At 67.1% G+C, this 20086-nt stretch carries 13 protein-coding genes; 5 read left to right on the top strand and 8 right to left on the bottom strand.

Going from position 1 to position 20086, the window contains the following annotated elements:
* Positions 1 to 138 precede the first annotated feature (138 nt).
* The gene (locus WFH44_RS06625) at positions 139 to 4044 is read left to right on the top strand and encodes an FtsK/SpoIIIE domain-containing protein (protein ID WP_336712666.1); all 3906 of its coding nucleotides are present in this window, start codon (positions 139 to 141) and stop codon (positions 4042 to 4044) included.
* Positions 4045 to 4058: 14 nt separating this feature from the next.
* Here WFH44_RS06625 and WFH44_RS06620 read toward each other — a convergent pair whose 3' ends face one another.
* The gene (locus WFH44_RS06620; protein WP_336712664.1) at positions 4059 to 4481 is read right to left on the bottom strand and encodes a hypothetical protein; all 423 of its coding nucleotides are present in this window, start codon (positions 4479 to 4481) and stop codon (positions 4059 to 4061) included.
* 260 nt (positions 4482 to 4741) lie between these two features.
* On the opposite strand from WFH44_RS06620, the gene WFH44_RS06615 reads away from it, so the two are divergent.
* A complete protein-coding gene (locus tag WFH44_RS06615) occupies positions 4742 to 4990 on the top strand; it encodes a WhiB family transcriptional regulator (RefSeq protein ID WP_005267230.1) in 249 nt (82 codons plus the stop codon).
* A gap of 69 nt (positions 4991 to 5059) precedes the next feature.
* Here the strand turns inward: WFH44_RS06615 and WFH44_RS06610 are convergent, their stop codons facing one another.
* The 4 genes from WFH44_RS06610 to WFH44_RS06595 form a co-directional block, all read right to left on the bottom strand.
* Positions 5060 to 6538 (bottom strand): sensor histidine kinase, encoded by a 1479-nt coding sequence (locus WFH44_RS06610; protein WP_336712662.1) that lies wholly within the window; start codon positions 6536 to 6538, stop codon positions 5060 to 5062.
* 6 nt (positions 6539 to 6544) lie between these two features.
* A complete protein-coding gene (locus tag WFH44_RS06605) occupies positions 6545 to 11377 on the bottom strand; it encodes an NAD-glutamate dehydrogenase (RefSeq protein ID WP_336712661.1) in 4833 nt (1610 codons plus the stop codon).
* A gap of 72 nt (positions 11378 to 11449) precedes the next feature.
* Positions 11450 to 12736 (bottom strand): AAA family ATPase, encoded by a 1287-nt coding sequence (locus WFH44_RS06600; RefSeq protein WP_336712659.1) that lies wholly within the window; start codon positions 12734 to 12736, stop codon positions 11450 to 11452.
* Positions 12733 to 13308 (bottom strand): hypothetical protein, encoded by a 576-nt coding sequence (locus tag WFH44_RS06595; RefSeq protein ID WP_336712657.1) that lies wholly within the window; start codon positions 13306 to 13308, stop codon positions 12733 to 12735. Before WFH44_RS06595 ends, WFH44_RS06600 begins: the two co-directional genes overlap by 4 nt.
* 329 nt (positions 13309 to 13637) lie before the next feature.
* Here WFH44_RS06595 and WFH44_RS06590 point away from each other — a divergent pair, with 329 nt between their 5' ends.
* Entirely contained in the window at positions 13638 to 13856 is a 219-nt protein-coding gene (locus tag WFH44_RS06590; protein WP_262105486.1) for a helix-turn-helix domain-containing protein, read from the top strand.
* 28 nt (positions 13857 to 13884) lie between these two features.
* Here the strand turns inward: WFH44_RS06590 and WFH44_RS06585 are convergent, their stop codons facing one another.
* Positions 13885 to 14424 (bottom strand): hypothetical protein, encoded by a 540-nt coding sequence (locus WFH44_RS06585; protein ID WP_336712656.1) that lies wholly within the window; start codon positions 14422 to 14424, stop codon positions 13885 to 13887.
* A gap of 178 nt (positions 14425 to 14602) precedes the next feature.
* Between WFH44_RS06585 and WFH44_RS06580 the strand changes: the two genes are divergently transcribed.
* Together WFH44_RS06580 and WFH44_RS06575 are read left to right on the top strand one after the other, a co-directional pair.
* Positions 14603 to 15355, top strand: coding sequence for a LysM peptidoglycan-binding domain-containing protein (locus WFH44_RS06580; protein ID WP_336712655.1), 753 nt, complete (start codon positions 14603 to 14605; stop codon positions 15353 to 15355).
* A gap of 27 nt (positions 15356 to 15382) precedes the next feature.
* Complete coding sequence (locus WFH44_RS06575; RefSeq protein WP_336712653.1) at positions 15383 to 16015, top strand: Rv3235 family protein; 633 nt, start codon at positions 15383 to 15385, stop codon at positions 16013 to 16015.
* Positions 16016 to 16028: 13 nt separating this feature from the next.
* Here WFH44_RS06575 and secA read toward each other — a convergent pair whose 3' ends face one another.
* A complete protein-coding gene (secA, locus tag WFH44_RS06570) occupies positions 16029 to 18773 on the bottom strand; it encodes a preprotein translocase subunit SecA (protein ID WP_336712651.1) in 2745 nt (914 codons plus the stop codon).
* A gap of 94 nt (positions 18774 to 18867) precedes the next feature.
* On the bottom strand, positions 18868 to 20082 hold the full coding sequence (locus WFH44_RS06565) for a winged helix-turn-helix domain-containing protein (RefSeq protein WP_336712650.1): 1215 nt from the start codon (positions 20080 to 20082) through the stop codon (positions 18868 to 18870).
* Positions 20083 to 20086: the final 4 nt, after the last annotated feature.

Below are 20086 nucleotides of genomic sequence, written 5' to 3'. Positions count from 1 at the left end.
GCGGTCCCTGACAAGATTACCGCTACTGGGCTACGGCGTTTGCCGCCCCGGTTTATCCACAGCCCGCGGGCCACGGGGAGCGGCCGGCCGGCGGCCGCGGCTAGGGTGCAGGAAAAGCCGCTCCGTCCGAGGATCCGCATGCCGCTGCACCTGTCCGTCGCCGCCTCCGAAAACCTGCCGCCGTCCTATGCCCGGCGCACCGCGGAGCTGCGGGAAATCGTCGCCGACGACGGGGCCGCCGATGCCTCGGCCCTGGCCCAGTGGCTTCTGGACCGCCTCGGCGCCGAGGCCGGCGAGCTGTCGCTGACCGTGGCCGGCAGCCGGCTCCAGGACCTCGTTCCGCACCGGCCGCCGCTGGTCAACGGGGCCGTCGTCGTCTGCGGGCTGCCCGCGAGGCATCCGGAGGGCCTGACAATGACGGCGGAGGCGGAGGCCGGCGTGCCGGCGCTGACGTTGGCAGTGACGGGCGGCCCGGACGCCGGCAAGCTCCTCGAACTGGCCCGCGGCGAGCATATCCTTGGCCGGGACGGCGCGACGTTGGTCGTGGAGGACCCGCAGCTGTCCCGGCGGCATGCCCGGATCACGGTGGACAACCGGACCATTAAGGTTACGGACCTCGGGTCTGCCAACGGGCTATGGGCAAGGGGGCGCCGAGTCCCGGCCGCAGACCTGACCTCCGCCTCCGGAATCACGGCAGGCAGCAGCCGGATGGCGCTCTTTCTGGCCGTCGAGCCGGTCCAGGCCCTGACGCCGGACGAGGACCTTGGCACGCCCGTGCAGGTGGCGGCCGCCGCGCCCGACCCGCGGGGCAAACTCACGCTTCTGCTGGGCGGGCTGCCGCTGGTGGCCGGTGTTGCACTCGCCGTGATCACCGGCATGTGGTTCTTCCTGGCCTTCAGCGCGGTCTCCCTGCTGACCGCCGCCATTCCATACGCGGCCGGCAGCCGCAAGCGGAGGGCCTTCGCTGCCGCTGTGGCGGCCGCCGCGGCGGCGGATGCCCGCAGGCGGACGCGGTCGGCACCGGACCCTGCCACGCTGGTCTACGGCCGGCTCCGGGATGGGCCGGCCGACCCTGCCGCGGCTGCCCCGGAGCACGTCTGGCTGCGCCTCGGCACGACCGACCAGGAAGCCAACATCGCGTCCGGCGGTGGAGCAGACGCGCTGCGGAAGCCGCACCTGCCCGATGCCCCGCTGGCTGTCGACCTGCTCGCCGATCGGCGGATCAGCTGCACCGGTCCCGAGTCCGCAGTGCGCCGCCTGCTGAACTCCTGCCTCCTGCAACTCGGTGCCCGGGCAGTGCAATCGGACCTGGTGATCATCTGTTACGGGGAGGCCACCTCGCTGCCGGGCGGGGCGCGGTTCCTGCCGGGCGTGGTGCTCGCCTCCAGGCCCGAAGTCCTGGCCGCCGAGCTGCGGAACACCCGCGGGCCGACGGTCCTGCTGGTCTCAGGCAGGCATGACGAGGCCGAGGCTGCGCTCAAGGAATGCGCGGCGGATCCGACGGTCGTGCGCTTCTACGCCCCGCGGACCGATGATGAGGTCCAGATCCGGCTCGGCTCCGGGCCGGGACGGCTCCACCGGGACGCCGCCACCACCCCCTTTCGTCCGGACCTGGTGAGCGACACAACCCTGGAACGGTTTGCCCGGCTGGTCGCCCGCAGCCCGGGTGCGGCACCGCGGAAGACCGGGGGCGCCGTCCCGGCAACCTGCGGGCTGCGGGAATTACTGTCCGGGGCGCCATCCGGTCGCTGGATCATGAACGCCACCGTGCCCGGGATCCCCGCCGTGATCGGCACGGGCGCCGCGGGTCCCCTGACGCTCGACTTGGCTGCGGAGGGTCCGCATTTGCTGATAGCCGGCACGACGGGGGCGGGCAAGTCCGAGCTGCTTCGCTCGCTCGTGCTCGGCCTTGCCTGCGAACACGCCCCGGACAAGATCAACTTCCTGTTGATCGACTTCAAGGGCGGATCCGGCCTCGGGGTCCTGGCCGACCTGCCGCACAGCAGCGGCCTGCTGACGGATCTGACCCCGTCCAACGTGGCACGGGCCCTCAGCTGGCTCCGGGCGGAAGCCAGGCGGCGCGAGCTCGAATTCGCCCGTCTCGGGGTGGCGGATATCCGCGACTGCCCTCCGGGTCAACTCCCCCGGCTGATCGTCGTCGTCGACGAGTTCCGCATGCTGGCCGACGAGGTGCCGCTGGCCATCCCGGAGCTGATGCGGATCGCCGCACTCGGCCGTTCCCTGGGGCTCCACCTCGTCATGGCAACTCAACGACCGCAGGGAGCGATCTCGGCCGACATCCGAGCCAATGTCACCTCGTCGATCGCCCTGCGGGTGCAGACTGCCTTGGAATCCTCGGACCTCGCCGGCACGAGCAAGGCGGCCGCAATCGCGGTCGATACGCCGGGCAGGGCCTATCTGCGCATCGGTCCGGCGGAAGCCCGCGAATTCCAGTCAGCGTCGGCCTTGATCGTGCCGGAGGCCGCCGCCGCGGCCGCCGCCACGCTCCGGGACTGGCTCGGCCTGCCCGCCTCCGAACGCCGCAGCGCCCCTCCCGCGGCAGCGGACGGCGCTAGCCCGGACCCTGTAGGTGAACTGGTCGCCGAAATTCGGCAGGCGGCCGCCGCGGCCGGCAGTGCGGTGCCGCTGAAGATTCCTCCGCCGCTGCCCGACCTGCTGACCCTGGAATCGCTTCCGGCCGCATCCAGGGCGAACAGCCTGCCGCTCGGACTGCTCGACCTGCCGACCGAGCAGCGGCAGCTTCTGCTGGACTGGCTTCCCGAGGAGGACGGCCACCTTGCCGCGCTCGGAACCAGCGGCAGCGGAACCCGGTTCGTCGTCCAGGCAGTCGCCGCGGGGGTCCTCGCTTCGGCCGCCGAGCGGCATCTTTACGTCCTCGACGGCGACGGGTCGCTGGCCTTCGCCGCCGGGGCCGCCCGAACCGGCGCCTATGCGGGCCCGCTCGAGACCGATCGGGCGGCCAGAATCCTGAGACGCCTCGCCCAGGAGGCGGCCGGACGGATTGCGGCGGACGGGGCGGCGGCGCCCCTGGCCAACGGGGGCGCCGTCCCCCTCATCGTCCTGCTGTCCGGCTGGGGCCGCTGGGCCTCCGCCTTTCGCGACGGACGGCTGGGCTGGGCGGAGGAGTCCCTGCTGCACCTGGCACGGGACGGAGCAGCTGCCGCCATCACCCTGTGCCTTTCCGGCGACCGGGAGCTCGCCGTGGGACGGATGCTGGGCATGGCGCCCAACCGCCTGTTCTTCCCGGCTTTCGCTGGCCCGGAAGCCCTGATGGCCTGGCCCAAGCTGCCCGTCATGGAACCGTTCCCCGGCCGCGCGCTGGTCCACGGCCCCCTGGTTCCTGCCGCCGAAGCAGTCGCTCAGCTGGCCGAGGTTCCGGTAACGTCCCGGCCGGCGGCCGCTCGCGAACGGTCCGGCTCGACAGGGCGCCGCCCCTTCCGGATCGAACCGCTGCCGCAGGAAGTCCGGGCCGAAGACCTCCCTGTGGCCCTCGGGGATGGCCTGGTCATCGGCGTCGAAGGAGACGAACTGGGTCCGTCCGTGCTGCGCGTCGATCCCGGCGGCCCCCTCATGGTCCTCGGCCCCGCCGGCAGCGGCAAGACAAACCTGTTGGCCCTGCTGGCCCGGCAGGCCCAACACCTGTACCGCTGCTTCCGTGTGCCGCCCGATGCGGATCCCAGCGCCTACTGGTCCTCGCTCGATGTCCCGGGACCCGGCGCCCTGCTGCTTGTCGATGATGCGCACCGGCTGGCTCCGCCGGCCCACCAGCAACTGGCCTGCCTGGTGGATGCGGGAGCCTCCGCGGTGCTGGCGGCACGGCCGGGTCCCGGCCTGCTCCAGCAGGTGCCGCTCGCCGTGGCGGCTCGAGCAAGCGGGCGCGGCTATGTACTTTCTCCGGCCTCGCCTGCCGATGGAGACTTCTTCGGCCTTCGCCTGGACAGTCGAGCCGCTCCGCCGGGCCGCGCCTACCGGCTCGAGCATGGCGGGGCTGTCCCCCTGCAGACCGGCCTCGTGCGCGGCTGACCCGAGAGGTGCGGCTATACGGCGCCCGGCGCAGAGCCCTTCGTCAAGAAGTCCGTCACAGGCCGGGTGAAGATGAGCAGGAGGACAACAGCCGCCGGTAGCAGCAAGAGCAGTCCCGGCAGTACGAGCCCGCTGGTGAAGGTGGGAAAGGCGATGACGATCACGAAGAGCTGCCAGACCAGGGCCGCAGCACGGGTCCAGCGGTAGCCGCGGAAGAAGAAGTGTCCGGCCGCCAGGAGCCAGCCGGAGAGCAGCAGCAGAAGGACCAACTGGAAGATGGCTCCGCCCATGGACAACGGGGTCTGCGTCATAAGGCCGTAGACGAACCAGGCCGCGGCCCCCAGCAATGCCAAGGCCTCCAGTACCAGCACCAGCGAGATGACGACTACGGCAGCGGGGCGCTTGGCGGGCGTGGGGTCGGCGGAAGGTATTGACACATTGGCACAGTACCTTAGATAGTCGGTAAGGAACCGAAGCCAGTGATGCTACACCTGTTTCCGGCAAGGCCGTGTGATGAATGACTCAGGGTTTCAGCGCGATTAAGTCTGGGAACACCCTTGTTTACACAGATTTAACGTGAAACGCTTTAAGCGAAGCGAATGGGGGGCCATCAGAGCCCCCTTTACTGTGAGTCCATTCGTGAAAGATTTCACAAAGAATTTTCAGCTGGACCTGTCTAAAGGAGTATGTGATCAGCATGGATTGGCGTAGCCGCGCGGCATGCCTGGACAAAGATCCGGAACTGTTCTTCCCCGTCGGAAACACAGGGCCGGCTTTGCTGCAGATCGAAGAAGCCAAGAGCGTTTGCCGACGCTGCCCCGTCATCGACACCTGCCTGCAGTGGGCCCTCGAATCCGGCCAGGATGCCGGTGTATGGGGCGGAATGAGCGAGGACGAGCGTCGCGCCATGAAGCGCCGCGCCGCACGCGCCCGCCGCGCCTCCTAACGCGCTGCCGCTTCGTTCGAAAGGCCGTCGCCCTGAGGGCGGCGGCCTTTCGCGTTCCCCCTGGACCCGCTAGCGCAGCCGCTGCGGGTCCAGGTTCAGCTCGATCCCGACACGGGTTCCGCCCCCTTCGCGGGACGTCCACTCGATGGTTCCGCCGAGTTCACTCGTCACGAGGGTCCGCACAATCTGGAGCCCGAGCCCCTCTCCGCCCTGGTTGTCGGCCAGCCCGACCCCGTCGTCTTCGACGGTGACCCGCAGCTGTTCCCGGCCGTTCCCGCCATTTCCGCGCCGGGCCGTAAGCCAGACGTTCCCCTTCCGGCCTTTGAGCCCGTGCTCGACGGCGTTGGTCACGAGTTCGTTGATCACCAGGGCCAGCGGGGTGGCGAATTCGCTGGGCAATTCTCCGAACTCGCCGCTTCGCTGGGTGGTCACCGTCTGGGATTCGGAGGCCACTTCCGCCGACAGCCGGAACTGACGTCCGATCAGCTCGTCGAAGTCGACGTTCTGAGCCAGCCCCTGGGACAGCGTTTCGTGGACCATGGCGATAGTGGCCACGCGGCGCATAGCCTGCTCCAGCCCCTGCTTCGCCTCCTCGCTGACCATCCTTCGCGACTGCATGCGGAGCAACGCCGCGACGGTTTGGAGATTGTTCTTCACGCGGTGGTGGATTTCCCGGATGGTCGCGTCTTTGGTGACCAGCTCCATCTCCCGGCGCCGCAGCTCCGACACATCGCGGCAGAGCACGAGCGCGCCGAACCGCTCGTGCTGGTTGCGCAGCGGTATGGCCCGCAGCGACAGGGTGACGCCGCGCGACTCGAGCTCCGTGCGCCACGGCATCCGCCCCGTGACGACCAGCGGCAGTGTCTCGTCGACCATGCGCCGGTCCTTCAGCAGCGCGGTGGTGATCTCGGCCAGGGACCGGCCCTCGAGGGACTCCACGTCGCCGAGCCGGCGGAAGGCCGAAACGCCGTTGGGACTGGCGTACTCGACGATCCCGTCGGCATCCAGCCTGATCAGCCCGTCACCGACCCGTGGTGCGCCGCGCCGGGACCCTGTCGGCGAGGCGAAGTCGGGCCACAGGCCCAGGGTCCCCATATGCAGCAAGTCGTAGGCGCATTGGCGGTAGGTCAGCTCCAGGCGGGATGGCATCCTGGAACTCGAGAGGTCCATATGCGATGTCAGGACGGCCAGGGTGCGCCCGTTGCGGACCATGGGCACCGCCTCCACCCGCATCGCCATCTCCGTGGTCCAGTCGCTCTCGCTTGAACGCTCGATGACCTGGGAACGCCGGGCGGCGTCGGCCAGCGGCAGCAGATCCGCCCGGATCCGCTCCCCCACGAAGTCGGAGTGGAAGACCGTGTGCGTCGTCGAGGGCCGCACATGCGCCAATGCCACGTAGCTGCCGTCCGGCGTCGGCAGCCATAGCGCAAGGTCGGCGAACGCGAGGTCGGCGATCAGCTGCCAGTCCCCTACCAGCAGATGCAGCCACTCTGCATCACCGGGAGCGAAGTCGGCATATTCGTTGATCGGATCGGTAAAAATTGCCAAGGTCGGCTAGCTCCGTACTGTAGAACGCAAGAGGCGCAGGGCCACTGACAGCGAGGCCATGTCGTCCCGGTCAAGCCGGTTGACTTCCTCGAACATCACCCGGGCACGCTCGATGCTTTCGGCATTGCTGCCCTCCCATTCCTCGAGCCGCTGCACTGGCTCCCGATCGGAATCCGTCGTCGTCATGATCGCCAGGGTGATGTCGGTGACCGTCGTATAGAGATCGTCGCGCATCGCTGCCCGGGCCAGCGCCTGCCACCTGTCCGCGCGCGGCAGGTTGGTAATCCGGATCAGCAACGCGTCGACATCGAACCGGTCGTACACCGCGTAGTAGACGTGTGCGACGGACTCGACCGGTTCATCGAGCCGGCCGGCGATCCGGGCGATATCCAGCAGCCCGAAGCTCTCGAACTGCTCGGCCCAGTGGTGGGCAATGGTTTCCGGCAGGTTCCACTGGTCCGCCTGTTCGCGCCACTCGCGGACCCGTTCGAGGTCCTTGCCGCGCAGATAATTCACCAACCGGCTGCGCAACGGGTCCATCAAGGGCTTGAAGGTGCTGATCCCCTCGTCCACCGCCGTGCCGCTCTCGACATGGTTGACGTACCAGCGCACCGCGCGGTCGAGGAGCCGGCGCATATCGAGATGGATCGTGGACCAAATCTCCGTCGGGAAGCTGGCCGGCAGCGCGTTGAGCCCCTCGACGAACTCGTCCAGGTCGTAGATCTCGCGCAGGGCAGAGAAGGCCCGGGCCACCCCGGCCTCGTCCACGGACGTTTCTTCCATCACGCGGAACGCGAAGGTAATGCCGCCCATGTTGATCATGTCGTTGGCCACCACCGTGGCGATGATTTCCCCGCGCAGCGGATGCATTCCCAGGTCGTCGCCGAACCGCTCGACCAGCTGCCTCGGGAAATACCGCCTCAGCACCTTGTCGAAGTACGGGTCATCGGCCAGGTTGCTCGACGCCAGCTCCCGTGACAGCTCGATCTTGGCGTAGGCCGCCAGGACCGACAGTTCGGGCGACGTCAGGCCCTGGCCGCGCTCGATGCGCTCGTGCAGCTCGGCCGTGGTGGGCAGGAACTCGAGCCCTCGGTCCAGTTCCGCATGGCGCTCCAGCCAGTCCATCAGGCGTTCGAAGCTGGGGCTCCAGTCCAGCACCCGCTGGCGGTCGTTGAGCAGCAGGACGTTCTGGTCGATGTTGTCTTCCAGCACCAGTGCGGCCACTTCGTCCGTCATGGAATGCAGCAGCTCGGCACGCTCGCTGGCCGGAAGCTTGCCTGCCGCGACCAGCTGGTCGACGAAGATCTTGATGTTGACCTCATGGTCCGAGCAGTCAACGCCGGCGGAGTTGTCGATGGCATCCGTGTTGAGGATGGTCCCGTTCAGGGCCGCCTCGATGCGCCCGCGCTGCGTCATGCCGAGGTTGCCGCCCTCGCCGATCACCTTGGCCCGGATGTCTCGGCCGTCGACCCGAATGCTGTCATTGGCCTTGTCTCCGACCTCGGCGTTCGACTCGGTCGACGCCTTGATATAGGTGCCGATACCGCCGTTGTACAGCAGATCGACCGGGGCCTGGAGGATCGCCTTGAGCAGGTCCGGCGGGCTCATCGCGGTCAGCCCCTCGTCCAGGCCGAGCACCTGGCGCACTTCCGGCGAGAGGGGAATGGACTTGACCGTCCGGGAGTAGACCCCGCCGCCGGCGCTGATCAGGTTGGTGTCGTAGTCCACCCACGAAGAGCGGGGCAGATCGAACAGCCGGCGCCGCTCAACGAACGACCTTGCCGCGTCCGGCGCCGGATCCAGGAAGATGTGGCGGTGGTCGAAGGCGGCCACCAGACGGATGTGCTCCGACAGCAGCATGCCGTTGCCGAAGACGTCGCCGCTCATGTCGCCGATGCCGACGACGGTAAAGTCCTCCTGCTGGGTATCGACGCCGAGTTCGCTGAAGTGCCGCTTAACGGATTCCCATGCCCCGCGCGCGGTGATCCCCATGGCCTTGTGGTCGTAGCCGACCGACCCGCCGGAGGCGAAGGCGTCACCCAGCCAGTGGCCGTACTCGCGGGAAATCTCATTTGCGAGGTCCGAGAAGCTCGCCGTGCCTTTATCGGCCGCCACCACGAGGTAGGAATCGTCGCCGTCGTGCCTGACCACCCGTTCCGGAGGCACCGTGGCCTGGCCCTCAGGCGTCCGCACGAGGTTGTCGGTGATGTCCAGCAGGCCGCGGATGAAGGTCCGGTAGCTGGCCTGGCCCTCCGCCATCCAGGCCGCCCGGGCCTCCGCGGGGTCGGGCAGTTGCTTGGCGAAGAAGCCGCCCTTGGCACCGGTCGGCACAATCACCGCGTTCTTCACGGTCTGGGCCTTGACCAGCCCGAGGACCTCGGTGCGGAAGTCCTCCCGGCGGTCGGACCAGCGCAGGCCGCCGCGGGCCACCTCGCCGAACCGCAGGTGGACGCCTTCGACCTGCGGGGAATACACCCAGATCTCGTATTTCGGCCGCGGAAACGGCGCGCCTTCGATACTAGAGGGGCTCAGCTTGAAACTCAGGTACGGCTTGTCCTGGAAATAGTTCGTCCGCAGCGTCGCGTCCACGACGTTGGCCAGGGTGCGCAGCACGCGGTCCGCGTCAAGTGTGGGGACGGCCTGCAGGCCCTCATCGAGGTCGGCCCGCGCCTCTTCCACGGCCTTGGCGCGGGTTTCCTCCGGCAGGTCCGGGTCGAACCTGGCCTGGAACAGCCGGGTGAGGCTGTGGGCCACCTGCGGATTGGCCAGCAAAGTGTCAGCGGTGAAACCGAACGACGCCGGGAAGCCGAGTTGGCGGATATACCTCGCGTAGGCGCGGAGCACGGCGACCTGGCGCCACGGTATCCGTTCCTGCAGCACCAGCCGGTCGAAGCGGTCGGATTCGCTGTATCCGGTCACGACGGCGGCGAACGCTTCCTGGATTAGGTTTCCGGTTTCCAGGGGCTTGACTCCGGCCGGATACTTCAGCCCGAAATCGTAGAGGAAGAAGTCTTCGCCGTCGGCCGTCATGATCTCGAACGGACGCTCGTCCAGGACGTCCAGCCCGAGGTTCTGCAGCACCGGCATGATCTGGCTCAGCGCCCTCGGTTCGGGAAGGTACAGCTTAAGCCGCGCGTCCTCGTCACTGCGGGCCTTCGTCTCGGGCAGATACACATGCATCAGCGGGCTCACATCGCTGTCGGCACCGTAGGTCTCGAACCTGGCGATGTCTTCCAGCGCGTCCTCGACTTCGTAGTCCACGCGGTAACTGGCGGGAAACGCGTCGGCCCAACGGCGCGACAGGCGGTCCGTCTCCTTACCCTCGGCCCGGCTCCGCAGCGCCTGGTCGATCGCCTCCGGCCACGACCGGGCGGCAGCCGCGAGCCGCTGCTCAAGCACGCCGGCATCTACCTGCGGCACGGCGGAACCATGCTTGAGGCGGATCCGGAAGAACAGCCGCGCCAATGCCGACTCGGTCATCCGCGCTTCGTAGTCGATGCTATGGGGATCGAAGGTACGCCGCAGCTCGTCCTCGATGCGAAGCCTGACGGCGGTCGTGTACCGGTCCCTCGGCAGGTACACCAGGGCCGAGACGAATCGGCCGTAAATGTCCTCCCGCAGGAAGAGACGGGTGCGGCGGCGCTCCTGCAGCCGCAGGATGCCCATCGCGATTTCGGCCAGCTCTTCCGATTCCATTTGGAAGATTTCATCGCGCGGATAGGACTCCAGGATGGACAGCAGGTCCTTGCCGGAATGCGAATCCGGCGGGAATCCGCACAGTTTCAGGACGCCGTCGACCTTCTCCCGCACGATCGGCACGCTGCGCACCGAACTGTTGTAGGCGCTGCTGGCGAACAGGCCGATGAAGCGCTGCTCGCCGTCGACGTTGCCTTGGGCGTCGAAACTCTTGATGCCGATGTAGTCCAGGTAGGCGGGCCTGTGGACGCTTGACCTTGAATTCGCCTTCGTGATGACCAGGGCGCGCTTCTCGCGGGCTCGTGCCCGGCCTTCCTCGGTGAGGTGCTGCACGTGCCGTCCGGAGGCGACATCGTGCATGATGCCCAGCCCGGTACCTTCGCGGACCAGCAGGACGTCTTCGCCGTTCTCGTTGGCAAGGTCGTATTCGCGGTAGCCGAGGAAGGTGAAATTCCCGTCGTCGAGCCAGGACAGCAGGGCCTGGGCCTCGTCCAGGTCCGGAATCTGCGCCGCGTCCTTGACGGAATCGAGTGAGGCGGCGATTTCCCGGATGCGCCGACGCATGGCGCTCCAGTCCTGCACGGCAGTCCGCACGTCGCGCAGCACCCGTTGGATTCCGGCGACCAGCTCGTCCGACTTCTGCTCGTCCGGGATCCGGGCCGTTTCCACGGCTATCCAGGACTCGATGTAGGAAGCGTTGTCGCCCGTTCCGATGATGTCGGAAAGGTTCTGCATTGCAGCCGTGTCGCCGCTGGAGACGCCGGCGTTGGATGGCACCCGGTTCAGCTTGACGAGTTCGTGGGAGTTGCGGTTCCGCGTGGCGACGAAGATGGGGTGGGTCAGCATGCGGATCGCGATGCCCTGGCGGACGATCTCGGCGGTCACCGAATCCACGAGGAAGGGCATGTCATCCGTGACGATCATGACGACGCTGGCGTTGGCCTCGTGGCGGACCGACACCAGCGGCTGGCCCGGCGCCCGGCCGCCCGCGAGCCCGCGATGCGCCGTCGCCCGGGCCTCGAGGACTTCAGCGCTGTAACTACGTGCGTCGTCGTCTGCCAGATGCTCGTAGTAGTTCTCGATGTAGGCCGAAGGGTAGTTGTCTGAACTTGGCAGATCCGTGAGATTGGATCCAGACGACATCAAAACGCCTCCCGTTAGGTGGTCCTCGGCCGCACCGTTGCGGCCCATGACTGCAAGCCTAACGCCGGTGGGTTAAAACTTCACTTTGGCCCTCCCCCGCCCCCTCCGCGTCGGGACCTCCCTCCCTGCCAATCTGGCGATGGCCAGCCGCAGGGGTGATTCGGGGGCGCTCTCCAGCAGTACGGAACCGGTCAGCAGCGCCGCATCGGCTGCCGCAAAGTCGGCCGGGAGGAAGGCCTTGACTTCCGTGGAAGGGCCGAAGCGCTCCCATGCCTGACCCAGCTGGTCCTCCGGCGCGGGCCCGACCGACGATGCCCGCACCTTGTTCAGGATGATCTGCGGCGCGGCGGTCGGCACGGCCTGCTCCAGGTCGTTCAGCGCGCGGACCAGCCGCGGCACGCCGACGGCGTCCGCCGTTCCGATGGCATAGACGGTGTCAGCCAGCTCCAGGCAGCGCAGCGCAGCACCATTGCGGCGGGGCGCCATCGTGTCGAAGCTAAGTTCTTCGTCCGATTCCAGGCAGAAGCCGCAATCGATCACTACGTGGTCCGCATGCTTCCGGGCCAAGTCGATGACGGTTCCCAGGGCCCCGGGCCGCAGCTCCGTCCACCGCTCGGTCCGGGTGATCCCGGTCAGGACCAGCAGCGGTGCGCCCTGGACGGCGAGTTTGACGCTGATACGTTCGAGCGACGCATCGTCGAGCAGCCCCTGGTCGGCCAGGCGGCAGGCCTGGGCCAGCGCCGCAGATTCATCCATGAGGCCCAGGAACACGGCCACGCTGGCTCCATAGGTATCCGCATCGACGAGCGTCACGCGCATTCCTGCTGCCGCCATTTCGGCAGCCAGGTTGACGGCCAAGGTCGTACGGCCGGGTGCTCCCGCAGGTCCCCATACCGCTGTGACCGCTCCGGCCGGCGCCGCAGGCTCCTCCGGCTCGTTGACCTCCGCCGCAGGAGCGAGGGCAACCGCCGGATCCGCGTAACTGGCGGCCAGGTTCCGCCGTCCCGGATCGCCGAGCGAAGCGACGGCAGCGGCGACGAGATCCGCAATGCGTTCCGGCTCCAGCAACAATGCCCCGTGCGCGACGCCCAAGGCATCAAGCCGATGCTGTTCAGCGTCGTCGTCGGTGAGGACCACGACGGCGACATCGGCGCTGTGCAGCCGTTCGAGCAGGCTGAGGCCTAGGATGGAGCTGCCGTCGGCGATAATCACGGCGCGGGCCAGGCCGGTCTGGGCCGTCGCCAAAAGCTCGGCCATGTCGGTGCACCGCCGGACGACGGTCACGGGACCGTGGAGTCTTTCCAGGCCGCCCACGATGTCCTGCTCTGGCTCGCCGAAGGCGATGACCGGGATCGTCACGAGGAACGACCCGGGTTGAGTACCACGTTGATCTTGGCCCCGTTGGACAGGGCATTGAGCAGGCCGGGCATCTTCTCATCGGTGACCAGCACATGCAGTCGCTCCGATTCGGCCGCGCCGAGGGCCGACGAGGCCTCGCTGAGCTCCGAAACCTCGGCGGCCTCCAGAAGCATTTCCGGTTGGCTGAACCCGTTGCGACCGTCCGGCATGGCTACCCACACGTCCACGCGGGAGCCCGTCCGGGCCCCTTCAGGAAGCGGACTGTCGATCGTCAGCCCCACAGGCTTGCGGTCCAGAAGATCCGGGGCACCGAGTGCCGACGCCGGGATCAGCTCACCGCCCCGGAGCAGGTTCGTTGCGATGGCGCCTTGCGGGAGTTCGTCCTGGGCGCGCAGGTAGGCGCTTTCCACATTGCCGAGGCGTACCTCCACGACCGACAGGTCCTCCATACGGACCGGCTCCCCGACTCCGATGTCGTCCCTGGCCGCCAGCATCGGTACGGTCTTGTCCGCGCTGCCGAGCAGTGCCGTGACTGCCGCCACGGATACCAGAACGAGCAGGATCCCCACCATGAGCCGGGGGTCCTTCCACGACGGACGCTTCAGTCTCGGTGCGGGCGCTGGCGCGTCACCCGGATTACTCATACTTCTCCCTGCTGGAATGGAGCAACGCCCGCGGACCAGGAGACTTTTCCTGGCCGGAGACTCATGGGCGTTGGTGTCTCGGACTGAATCCCATTCTTGTGGGGGCTGGCGCAAAATCAAGGTGCCGGCTCCGGAACCGGACCCCGTGTGGATAACTTGCGCAGCCGTCAATCCACAACACCGTCGCTCAAACGGAACCAAATGTCGGCAAGATGCCATAATTGGGCTGTCCGACTGTTTCCCCGGGAAGAGTTTCAATGTCGCGGTTCCTGACCTTGACCGATATCGCCGAGATACTCCAGATCTCGTCTTCGCAGGCGTACGCGCTGGTGCGAAGCGGGGAGCTGCCCGCCATCCAGATCGGCGGCCGGGGTCAGTGGCGCGTCGAGCAATCCATGCTGGACGAGTACATCAAGGAAAAGTACGCGGAAACCCGCCGCCTCGTCGAAGAAGCCAAGGCCGAGCACAAGCGATAATGGCGGCTCGACGGCAGCCGATATCGAGCTAGCCGCCGTTCCTCGCCGAGGCCAGAGCTGCAACGGCGGTGAAGGGCACGGCGTGGACCGAGCGGACACTCGAAGCCCGGCGCGCCTCTCCGGAGGGAACTGACGCCAGCTCCAGGAAATCGTTGCCGACCCGGTCAATGAAGCCCGTCGCCGTTGCCGATGCAGGGCCCGCCGCGAAGTACAAGACGACCTCGGCACGGTCCCTTGCCAGGGCACGCAATGCCGAGCCGAGGCCGAGGCGCCGAGCCCCGGCAGAGGTCTCCGGGGCTGTTCGGCGGCCAAGTCCCTCCACGAGTTGAACCGCTGGCATGGGGACCAGAATGCTCCGGGCTCGTTCATGCAGGACGAGCCAGGAAGAACCCACGTGGCCAACCAAGCCGCTGAAGGAATGGCCTGACAGGGTTGCGACGCGGACTTCCGCGCCGGCCTGCCCCCGCAGCCGGTCCGCCAGGAGGACTTCCGCCTGCACAGCCCTTGCCAGTTCGTTGGCGTCCGCCTCTAGCCCCAGCTGTCCTGCTGCATGGAGCTGCGCCTCCATGTCCTCGAATAATGAATCCCATCGCACCGCATCAGCATAGAACCGTGATCAAACGTGATCAAACGCGCTTAAACGTCTTTACAGGAGCTCCCGCGACTGCCAGTATCGATGGCTATACGCACGCAAACTTGATCAAACTACATCAAACGCTGTGAATTGAAGCCTGAGAGGGACCGCTATGAAGCGCGTTGGTACCGACGCAATCCTGGCCGCAGCCATCCTGGGATGCGCATCCATGCTGATCTGGTCGGGACTGCGACTGGGTATCGGGAGGTTTCAGCTTGGTCCGCGGAGCTACGCGGACCTGCTGGCAACCGGCGCAGTCGTCCTGGGACTGGTCCTCGTGCTGGGGTGGCTCTTCGGAATGGCCAGCGCCTTCATAGGACTGGTGCTGCAAAAGTCAGGTCACACCAAGCTCGCGGCGGCTCCGCTTGCCGTGAGTCCGGCATTCATGAAGCGGCTCGCGGCCACAGCTCTAGGCATGAATCTGCTGGCCGTGCCGGCCATGGCCCAGGCCGCCGAAGTGGGCCGCGCCCCTGCGGCGGCGTCTGCGTTCGCCGCGGAGGTCATCCCTCCCTACTTCTCCCCCGAGGCAGCCCATAGCCCAGGCAGCCCTGGCCAGCCGCCTTCCGCCGCCCCTGCAGACCCGGCGATTGATCCCTTCTGGAAGCCGTCGGCGCCGCCAGCCAGTCCCGGCTTGATCGCCCGTCAGGTCGCCGGCCCCGCACAACCCGGCGCCGAGGAGCGGACCGTGACGGTGGTTGCCGGGGACAGCCTCTGGCGGATCGCCGCACGGGACTTGGGCGCCTTCGCCACTGATGCCGAGATCGCGGGCCACTGGCCGAAATGGTATGCCGCCAACAAGGACATTATTGGCGGCGATCCGCAGCGGCTCCTGCCCGGGCAGGTCCTGATCGCCCCCACTGACTAGCACCGCCCCACTCGAGGAAGGCAAGCCATGACCAACGTAACCCGACTCCGCCAGGCAGACCTCGCGTCGGCGCCGGAAGCCGATGCAGGACTGCCTGTCCTGGCGCCGGCCAGCGGCGCACCCCGCCCGCTTACGGTGCGCCCCGTACGGCCCGTCGACCCCGAAAGCTATTTCGCGCCCATCGTCAGGCTGGAGCCCCGCGTTCGTGCGCGGAGGCAGGCCGAAGAGCGGCAAAACGAAACCGCCCGACGGGTTCCCGCAGATCCTGCCGCTGCGAAGGAGGATACTGTCGCGCCAGCCGAAGAACTTCGCCAGGTCACCGCCACCGCGAGGTCGGTGGCACAGGCCGCGATGGAGGTCATCGGCGGAACCCGCCCCGTCCAGCAGCTGGCCCGCTGGCTGGAACCCGACTGCTACGAGAAGCTCGTCCAGCGGGCCGCGTTGGTCCAGGCCGGGCAGGAACGGCGCCGATCGGCCCGCGACTCGGAGCCGAGGATGCATCGTAGCGCCGTCGTCCGTTCTTCGAGGGTCTGCCCGGTCTCCGCAGACGCCTACGAAGCCTCTTTAGTGATCGTGGAAACGGCCAGAGTCCGCGCCGTGGCTCTCCGTCTGGAGTTTCGACGCGGACTCTGGAAGGTCGCCGCCCTCGAGATCGGCTAGGGCAAGCCGCCTGCTACTTCCGGCGCTTTCCGTTCCTGCCCGAGCCCGCACGGGTGCCCTTGGCCTGTGCGGAAGAATCGTCGGCCTTTCCTGATGCCTGCCGCTCCACCCGTGTTTCAGCATCGCCGGAGACCGACGGCGCGGTGAACTGCAGGGCGGCCGGGCGCTGCGGCGCCTCGAGTCCTGCGGCGGTGATCTGCGGGCCCTGGACCGCGCCTCGGGCGTCTGCCGTCACGCCAGGCAGGGACGTGGCCGGCTGGTTTACCTTCACCTCGAGATTGAAGAGGTAGCCGATGCTTTCCTCCCGGATGGATTCCATCATGGCCTGGAACATGATGAAACCCTCGCGCTGGTACTCGACCAGCGGGTCACGCTGCGCCATGGCCCGCAGCCCGATACCTTCCTTGAGGTAATCCATCTCGTAGAGATGCTCCTGCCACTTCCGCCCGATGACGGAAAGCACAACCCGGCGCTCGAGTTCGCGCATTGTGGCCGACCCGAGTGCCTCTTCGCGCGCCGCGTAGGCGACCTTTGCGTCCGAAATGATTTCCTCGCGCAGGAAATCGGCGGTGATCTTCGACGTCCCGCCGGCCTCTTCGAGGACCTCGTCGATGGTCAGCTGGATCGGGTAGAGCTGCTTGAGGTTGGTCCACAGCTGCTCGTAGTCCCAGTCGTCGCCATGGCCCTCCATCGTGGCCTCGTTCACCATGGCGGTGACGACGTCCTCGAGGAAGAAGCCGACCTTCTCGTGCAGGTCATCTCCTTCAAGGATGCGCCGGCGGTCCCCGTAAATCGCCTCGCGCTGCCGGTTCAGGACGTCGTCGTACTTCAGGACGTTCTTGCGCTGTTCGGCGTTCCGGCCCTCGACCTGCCCCTGCGCGTTCTCGATGGCCTTGGAAACCATCTTCGACTCGAGCGCCACGTCGTCGGGCATGCGCGAAGAGTTCATGATGCGTTCGGCGGCGCCGGAATTGAACAACCGCATCAGGTCATCGGTGAGCGAAAGGTAGAAGCGGGATTCGCCGGGATCGCCCTGGCGCCCGGAACGGCCGCGCAGCTGATTGTCGATGCGCCGGGATTCGTGCCGTTCGGTGCCCAGGACGTACAGGCCGCCAAGGCCCAGGACTTCCTCGTGCTCGGCCTTCACGGCATTCTGGGCTGATTCCAGGGCCGCCGGCCACGCCGCTTCGTATTCTTCCGCGTTCTCGGCCGGATCGAGGCCCCGCCGTTCGAGTTCGGCAACCGCGTTGAACTCCGCGTTTCCGCCAAGCATGATGTCCGTACCGCGGCCGGCCATGTTGGTCGCGACCGTGACCGCGCCCTTGCGCCCTGCCTGCGCGACGATCGAAGCTTCACGGGCGTGGTTCTTCGCGTTCAGCACTTCGTGGCGGATGCCCTGCTTGGCCAGCTGCTTGGAGAGGTACTCGCTCTTCTCCACGCTCGTGGTGCCGACCAGCACCGGCTGGCCTGTCTCGTGCCGCGAGGCAATGTCCTTGACCACGGCGTCGAACTTGGCCAGTTCGTTCTTGTAGATCAGGTCCGACTGGTCGATGCGGGCCATGGGCTTATTGGTGGGGATCGGCACGACGCCGAGCTTGTAAGTGCTCATGAACTCGGCCGCTTCGGTCTCGGCGGTGCCGGTCATTCCCGAGAGCTTGCTGTAGAGGCGGAAGTAGTTCTGCAGCGTCACGGTTGCCATGGTCTGGTTTTCCGCTTTGATCTCGACGCTTTCTTTGGCCTCGATCGCCTGGTGCATGCCCTCGTTGTAGCGCCGGCCGGCGAGGATGCGTCCCGTGTGCTCGTCCACGATCAGGACCTCGCCCTTGAGGATGACGTAGTCCTTGTCCCGCTTGAACAGTTCCTTCGCCTTGATCGCGTTGTTCAGGAAGCCGATCAGCGGCGTGTTGGCCGATTCGTACAGGTTGTCGATACCCAGATAGTCCTCGACCTTTTCGATGCCGGCCTCCAGGACGCCGACGGTGCGCTTCTTCTCGTCGACTTCGTAGTCCTTGCCGTCGTCGAGCCGCTGGACGACGCGGGCGAACTCGGTGTACCACCGGTTCACGTCGCCGGAAGCCTGGCCCGAGATGATCAACGGCGTCCTTGCCTCGTCGATCAGGATCGAGTCGACCTCATCCACAATCGCGAAGTTGTGGCCGCGCTGAACCAGCTCCTCTTTGCTCCACGCCATGTTGTCGCGCAGGTAATCGAAGCCGAACTCGTTGTTGGTGCCGTAGGTGATGTCCGCGTTGTACTGTTCCCGGCGTTCCGCAGGAGTCTGTCCGGAGAGGATGCATCCGCTCGTGAGGCCGAGGAACCGGTACACGCGGCCCATGAGGTCCGACTGGTATTCGGCCAGGTAGTCGTTGACCGTGACTACGTGGACGCCCTTGCCGGTGAGCGCGTTCAGGTAGGCCGGGGCGGTTGCCACCAGGGTCTTGCCCTCACCGGTCTTCATCTCGGAGATGTTGCCCAGGTGCAGGGCGGCCCCGCCCATCAGCTGGACGTCGAAGTGGCGCAGGCCGAGGGTGCGTCCGGCTGCCTCGCGGACGGCGGCGAACGCCTCCGGCAGCAGGTCGTCGAGATTCTCGCCGTCCTGGTAGCGCTGTTTGAGCGTATCCGTCTCGCCCCGCAGCTCAGCGTCGGTGAGTGCGGAGAAGTCCTCTTCGAGAATGTTGATGGCATCCGCGTAGGTGCGAAGCCTCTTCAGCGTCCTCTTGTCGCCGGTTCTAAGGACTCGTTCGAGAATCGATGGCACTACATTGCTCCCAGTCGTTTGCACAGAAGTCTGGCTTGTTCAGTCTACGGGAGAGACGCGTCAACCAGTGCTTTGGTTCCCGGGGCCCGCTGTCCTAACCCTGCCTGGCCACGCTGAGGGCCAGGGCGGGAGCCAGGTTGCCGCGGTCCGCCACCCGGACTCCCCCAAGCCCGAGCCACCGGGCCATCAGGGCCAGTTCCGCGGCGAGCGCTTCCGAGGTGTCCGGCGGGGCGCCGTCTTCGCTGAAGGCGGAACGGACCTCAAGGTACCCGGCGGACCGGTGGGCCTTCAGGTCGACTCTCGCGCAGAGCTCTTCGCGCAGGAGGAACGGCAGGACGTAGTACCCGTACTGCCGCTTCTCCGCCGGCGTGTAGATCTCGATCCTGTAGCGGAAGCCGAATAGCTTCTCGAGCCGCGCCCTTTCAAAGACCAACGAGTCGAAGGGGCCGAGGAGCGCCCGCCCCTTCGCCTGCCTGGGCCTGGCCGCGGCGGGGTGCAGATAGTGGGTGCCAGGCCATCCCTCGACCTCGACTTCCTCCAGCCGGCCTTCGGCGACCAGGACCCGGATGGCGTCCTGGGCTGCCCGCACCGGAACCCTGAAATAGTCCGCCAGGCAGCGAGCCGTCCCGACGCCGTGGGCGCGGGCCGCCGCGTCCATCAGCCTGACCATCGCTTCGTCCTTGTCGACGGGGCAGTCCGCTCCGGCGTCCTTAGGCATGACTTTCGCCGTCGGGGCGTAGAGCCGTTCGAACTGCGCGTTCCGCCCGGCCGCGCTGATTTCTCCCAGCTCAAAGAGGACCTCCAGGACACGTTTGACTGCATTCCAGTTCCAGCCCCAGTTCGCGGCGTCCTTGTCCTCCTGGTGGCCGATGCGGGAGGCCACTTCCCTCGCCGTCAGCGGGCGGGATCCCGCCAGGACTCCAAGGATCCGCTCCTCCAGATCCCGGCGCACGTTTGCGTCCAGCCCGTGGCTGCCGATCCACCGGCGCTTCTGCCATACCTTCAAGTCCGCGAAGAGCGCGGGCCGGATGTAGCTGGCTTCGTGCGCCCAATACTCCACGATCCTGCGCGGAGCCCGGCCCGAAAAGCGCTGGAGGATTCCGACGTCGTAATTGCCTAACCGCGAAAAAATCGGCAGGTAATGAGCCCTGGCCAGGACGTTGACGGAATCAATCTGCAGCAGCTGCAGCCGGTCAAAGGTCCGGCCCACCTGCCTTGCCGTGGCAATGCCGGTGGGCCGTTCCTGATGAAGCAGTTGTGCGGCGAGGGCTATTCGCCGTGCCTGCGAAAGCGGTATGCGGGCGGCCATCTAC

The sequence above is a fragment of the Arthrobacter sp. USHLN218 genome, from assembly GCF_037144715.1.
Lineage (GTDB): Bacteria > Actinomycetota > Actinomycetes > Actinomycetales > Micrococcaceae > Crystallibacter.
Note: the sequence above shows the minus strand (reverse complement) of the source record. Positions and strands in the feature narration are given on the sequence as shown.

Coding starts and splice junctions, on each gene's coding strand:
- WFH44_RS06590 (WP_262105486.1), top strand. CDS start 13,638: ATGTCGCGGTTCCTGACCTTGACCGATATCGCCGAGATACTCCAGATC.
- WFH44_RS06615 (WP_005267230.1), top strand. CDS start 4,742: ATGGATTGGCGTAGCCGCGCGGCATGCCTGGACAAAGATCCGGAACTG.
- WFH44_RS06580 (WP_336712655.1), top strand. CDS start 14,603: ATGAAGCGCGTTGGTACCGACGCAATCCTGGCCGCAGCCATCCTGGGA.
- WFH44_RS06565 (WP_336712650.1), bottom strand. CDS start 20,082: ATGGCCGCCCGCATACCGCTTTCGCAGGCACGGCGAATAGCCCTCGCC.
- WFH44_RS06585 (WP_336712656.1), bottom strand. CDS start 14,424: ATGGAGGCGCAGCTCCATGCAGCAGGACAGCTGGGGCTAGAGGCGGAC.
- WFH44_RS06575 (WP_336712653.1), top strand. CDS start 15,383: ATGACCAACGTAACCCGACTCCGCCAGGCAGACCTCGCGTCGGCGCCG.
- WFH44_RS06625 (WP_336712666.1), top strand. CDS start 139: ATGCCGCTGCACCTGTCCGTCGCCGCCTCCGAAAACCTGCCGCCGTCC.
- WFH44_RS06605 (WP_336712661.1), bottom strand. CDS start 11,377: ATGTCGTCTGGATCCAATCTCACGGATCTGCCAAGTTCAGACAACTAC.
- WFH44_RS06595 (WP_336712657.1), bottom strand. CDS start 13,308: ATGGTGGGGATCCTGCTCGTTCTGGTATCCGTGGCGGCAGTCACGGCA.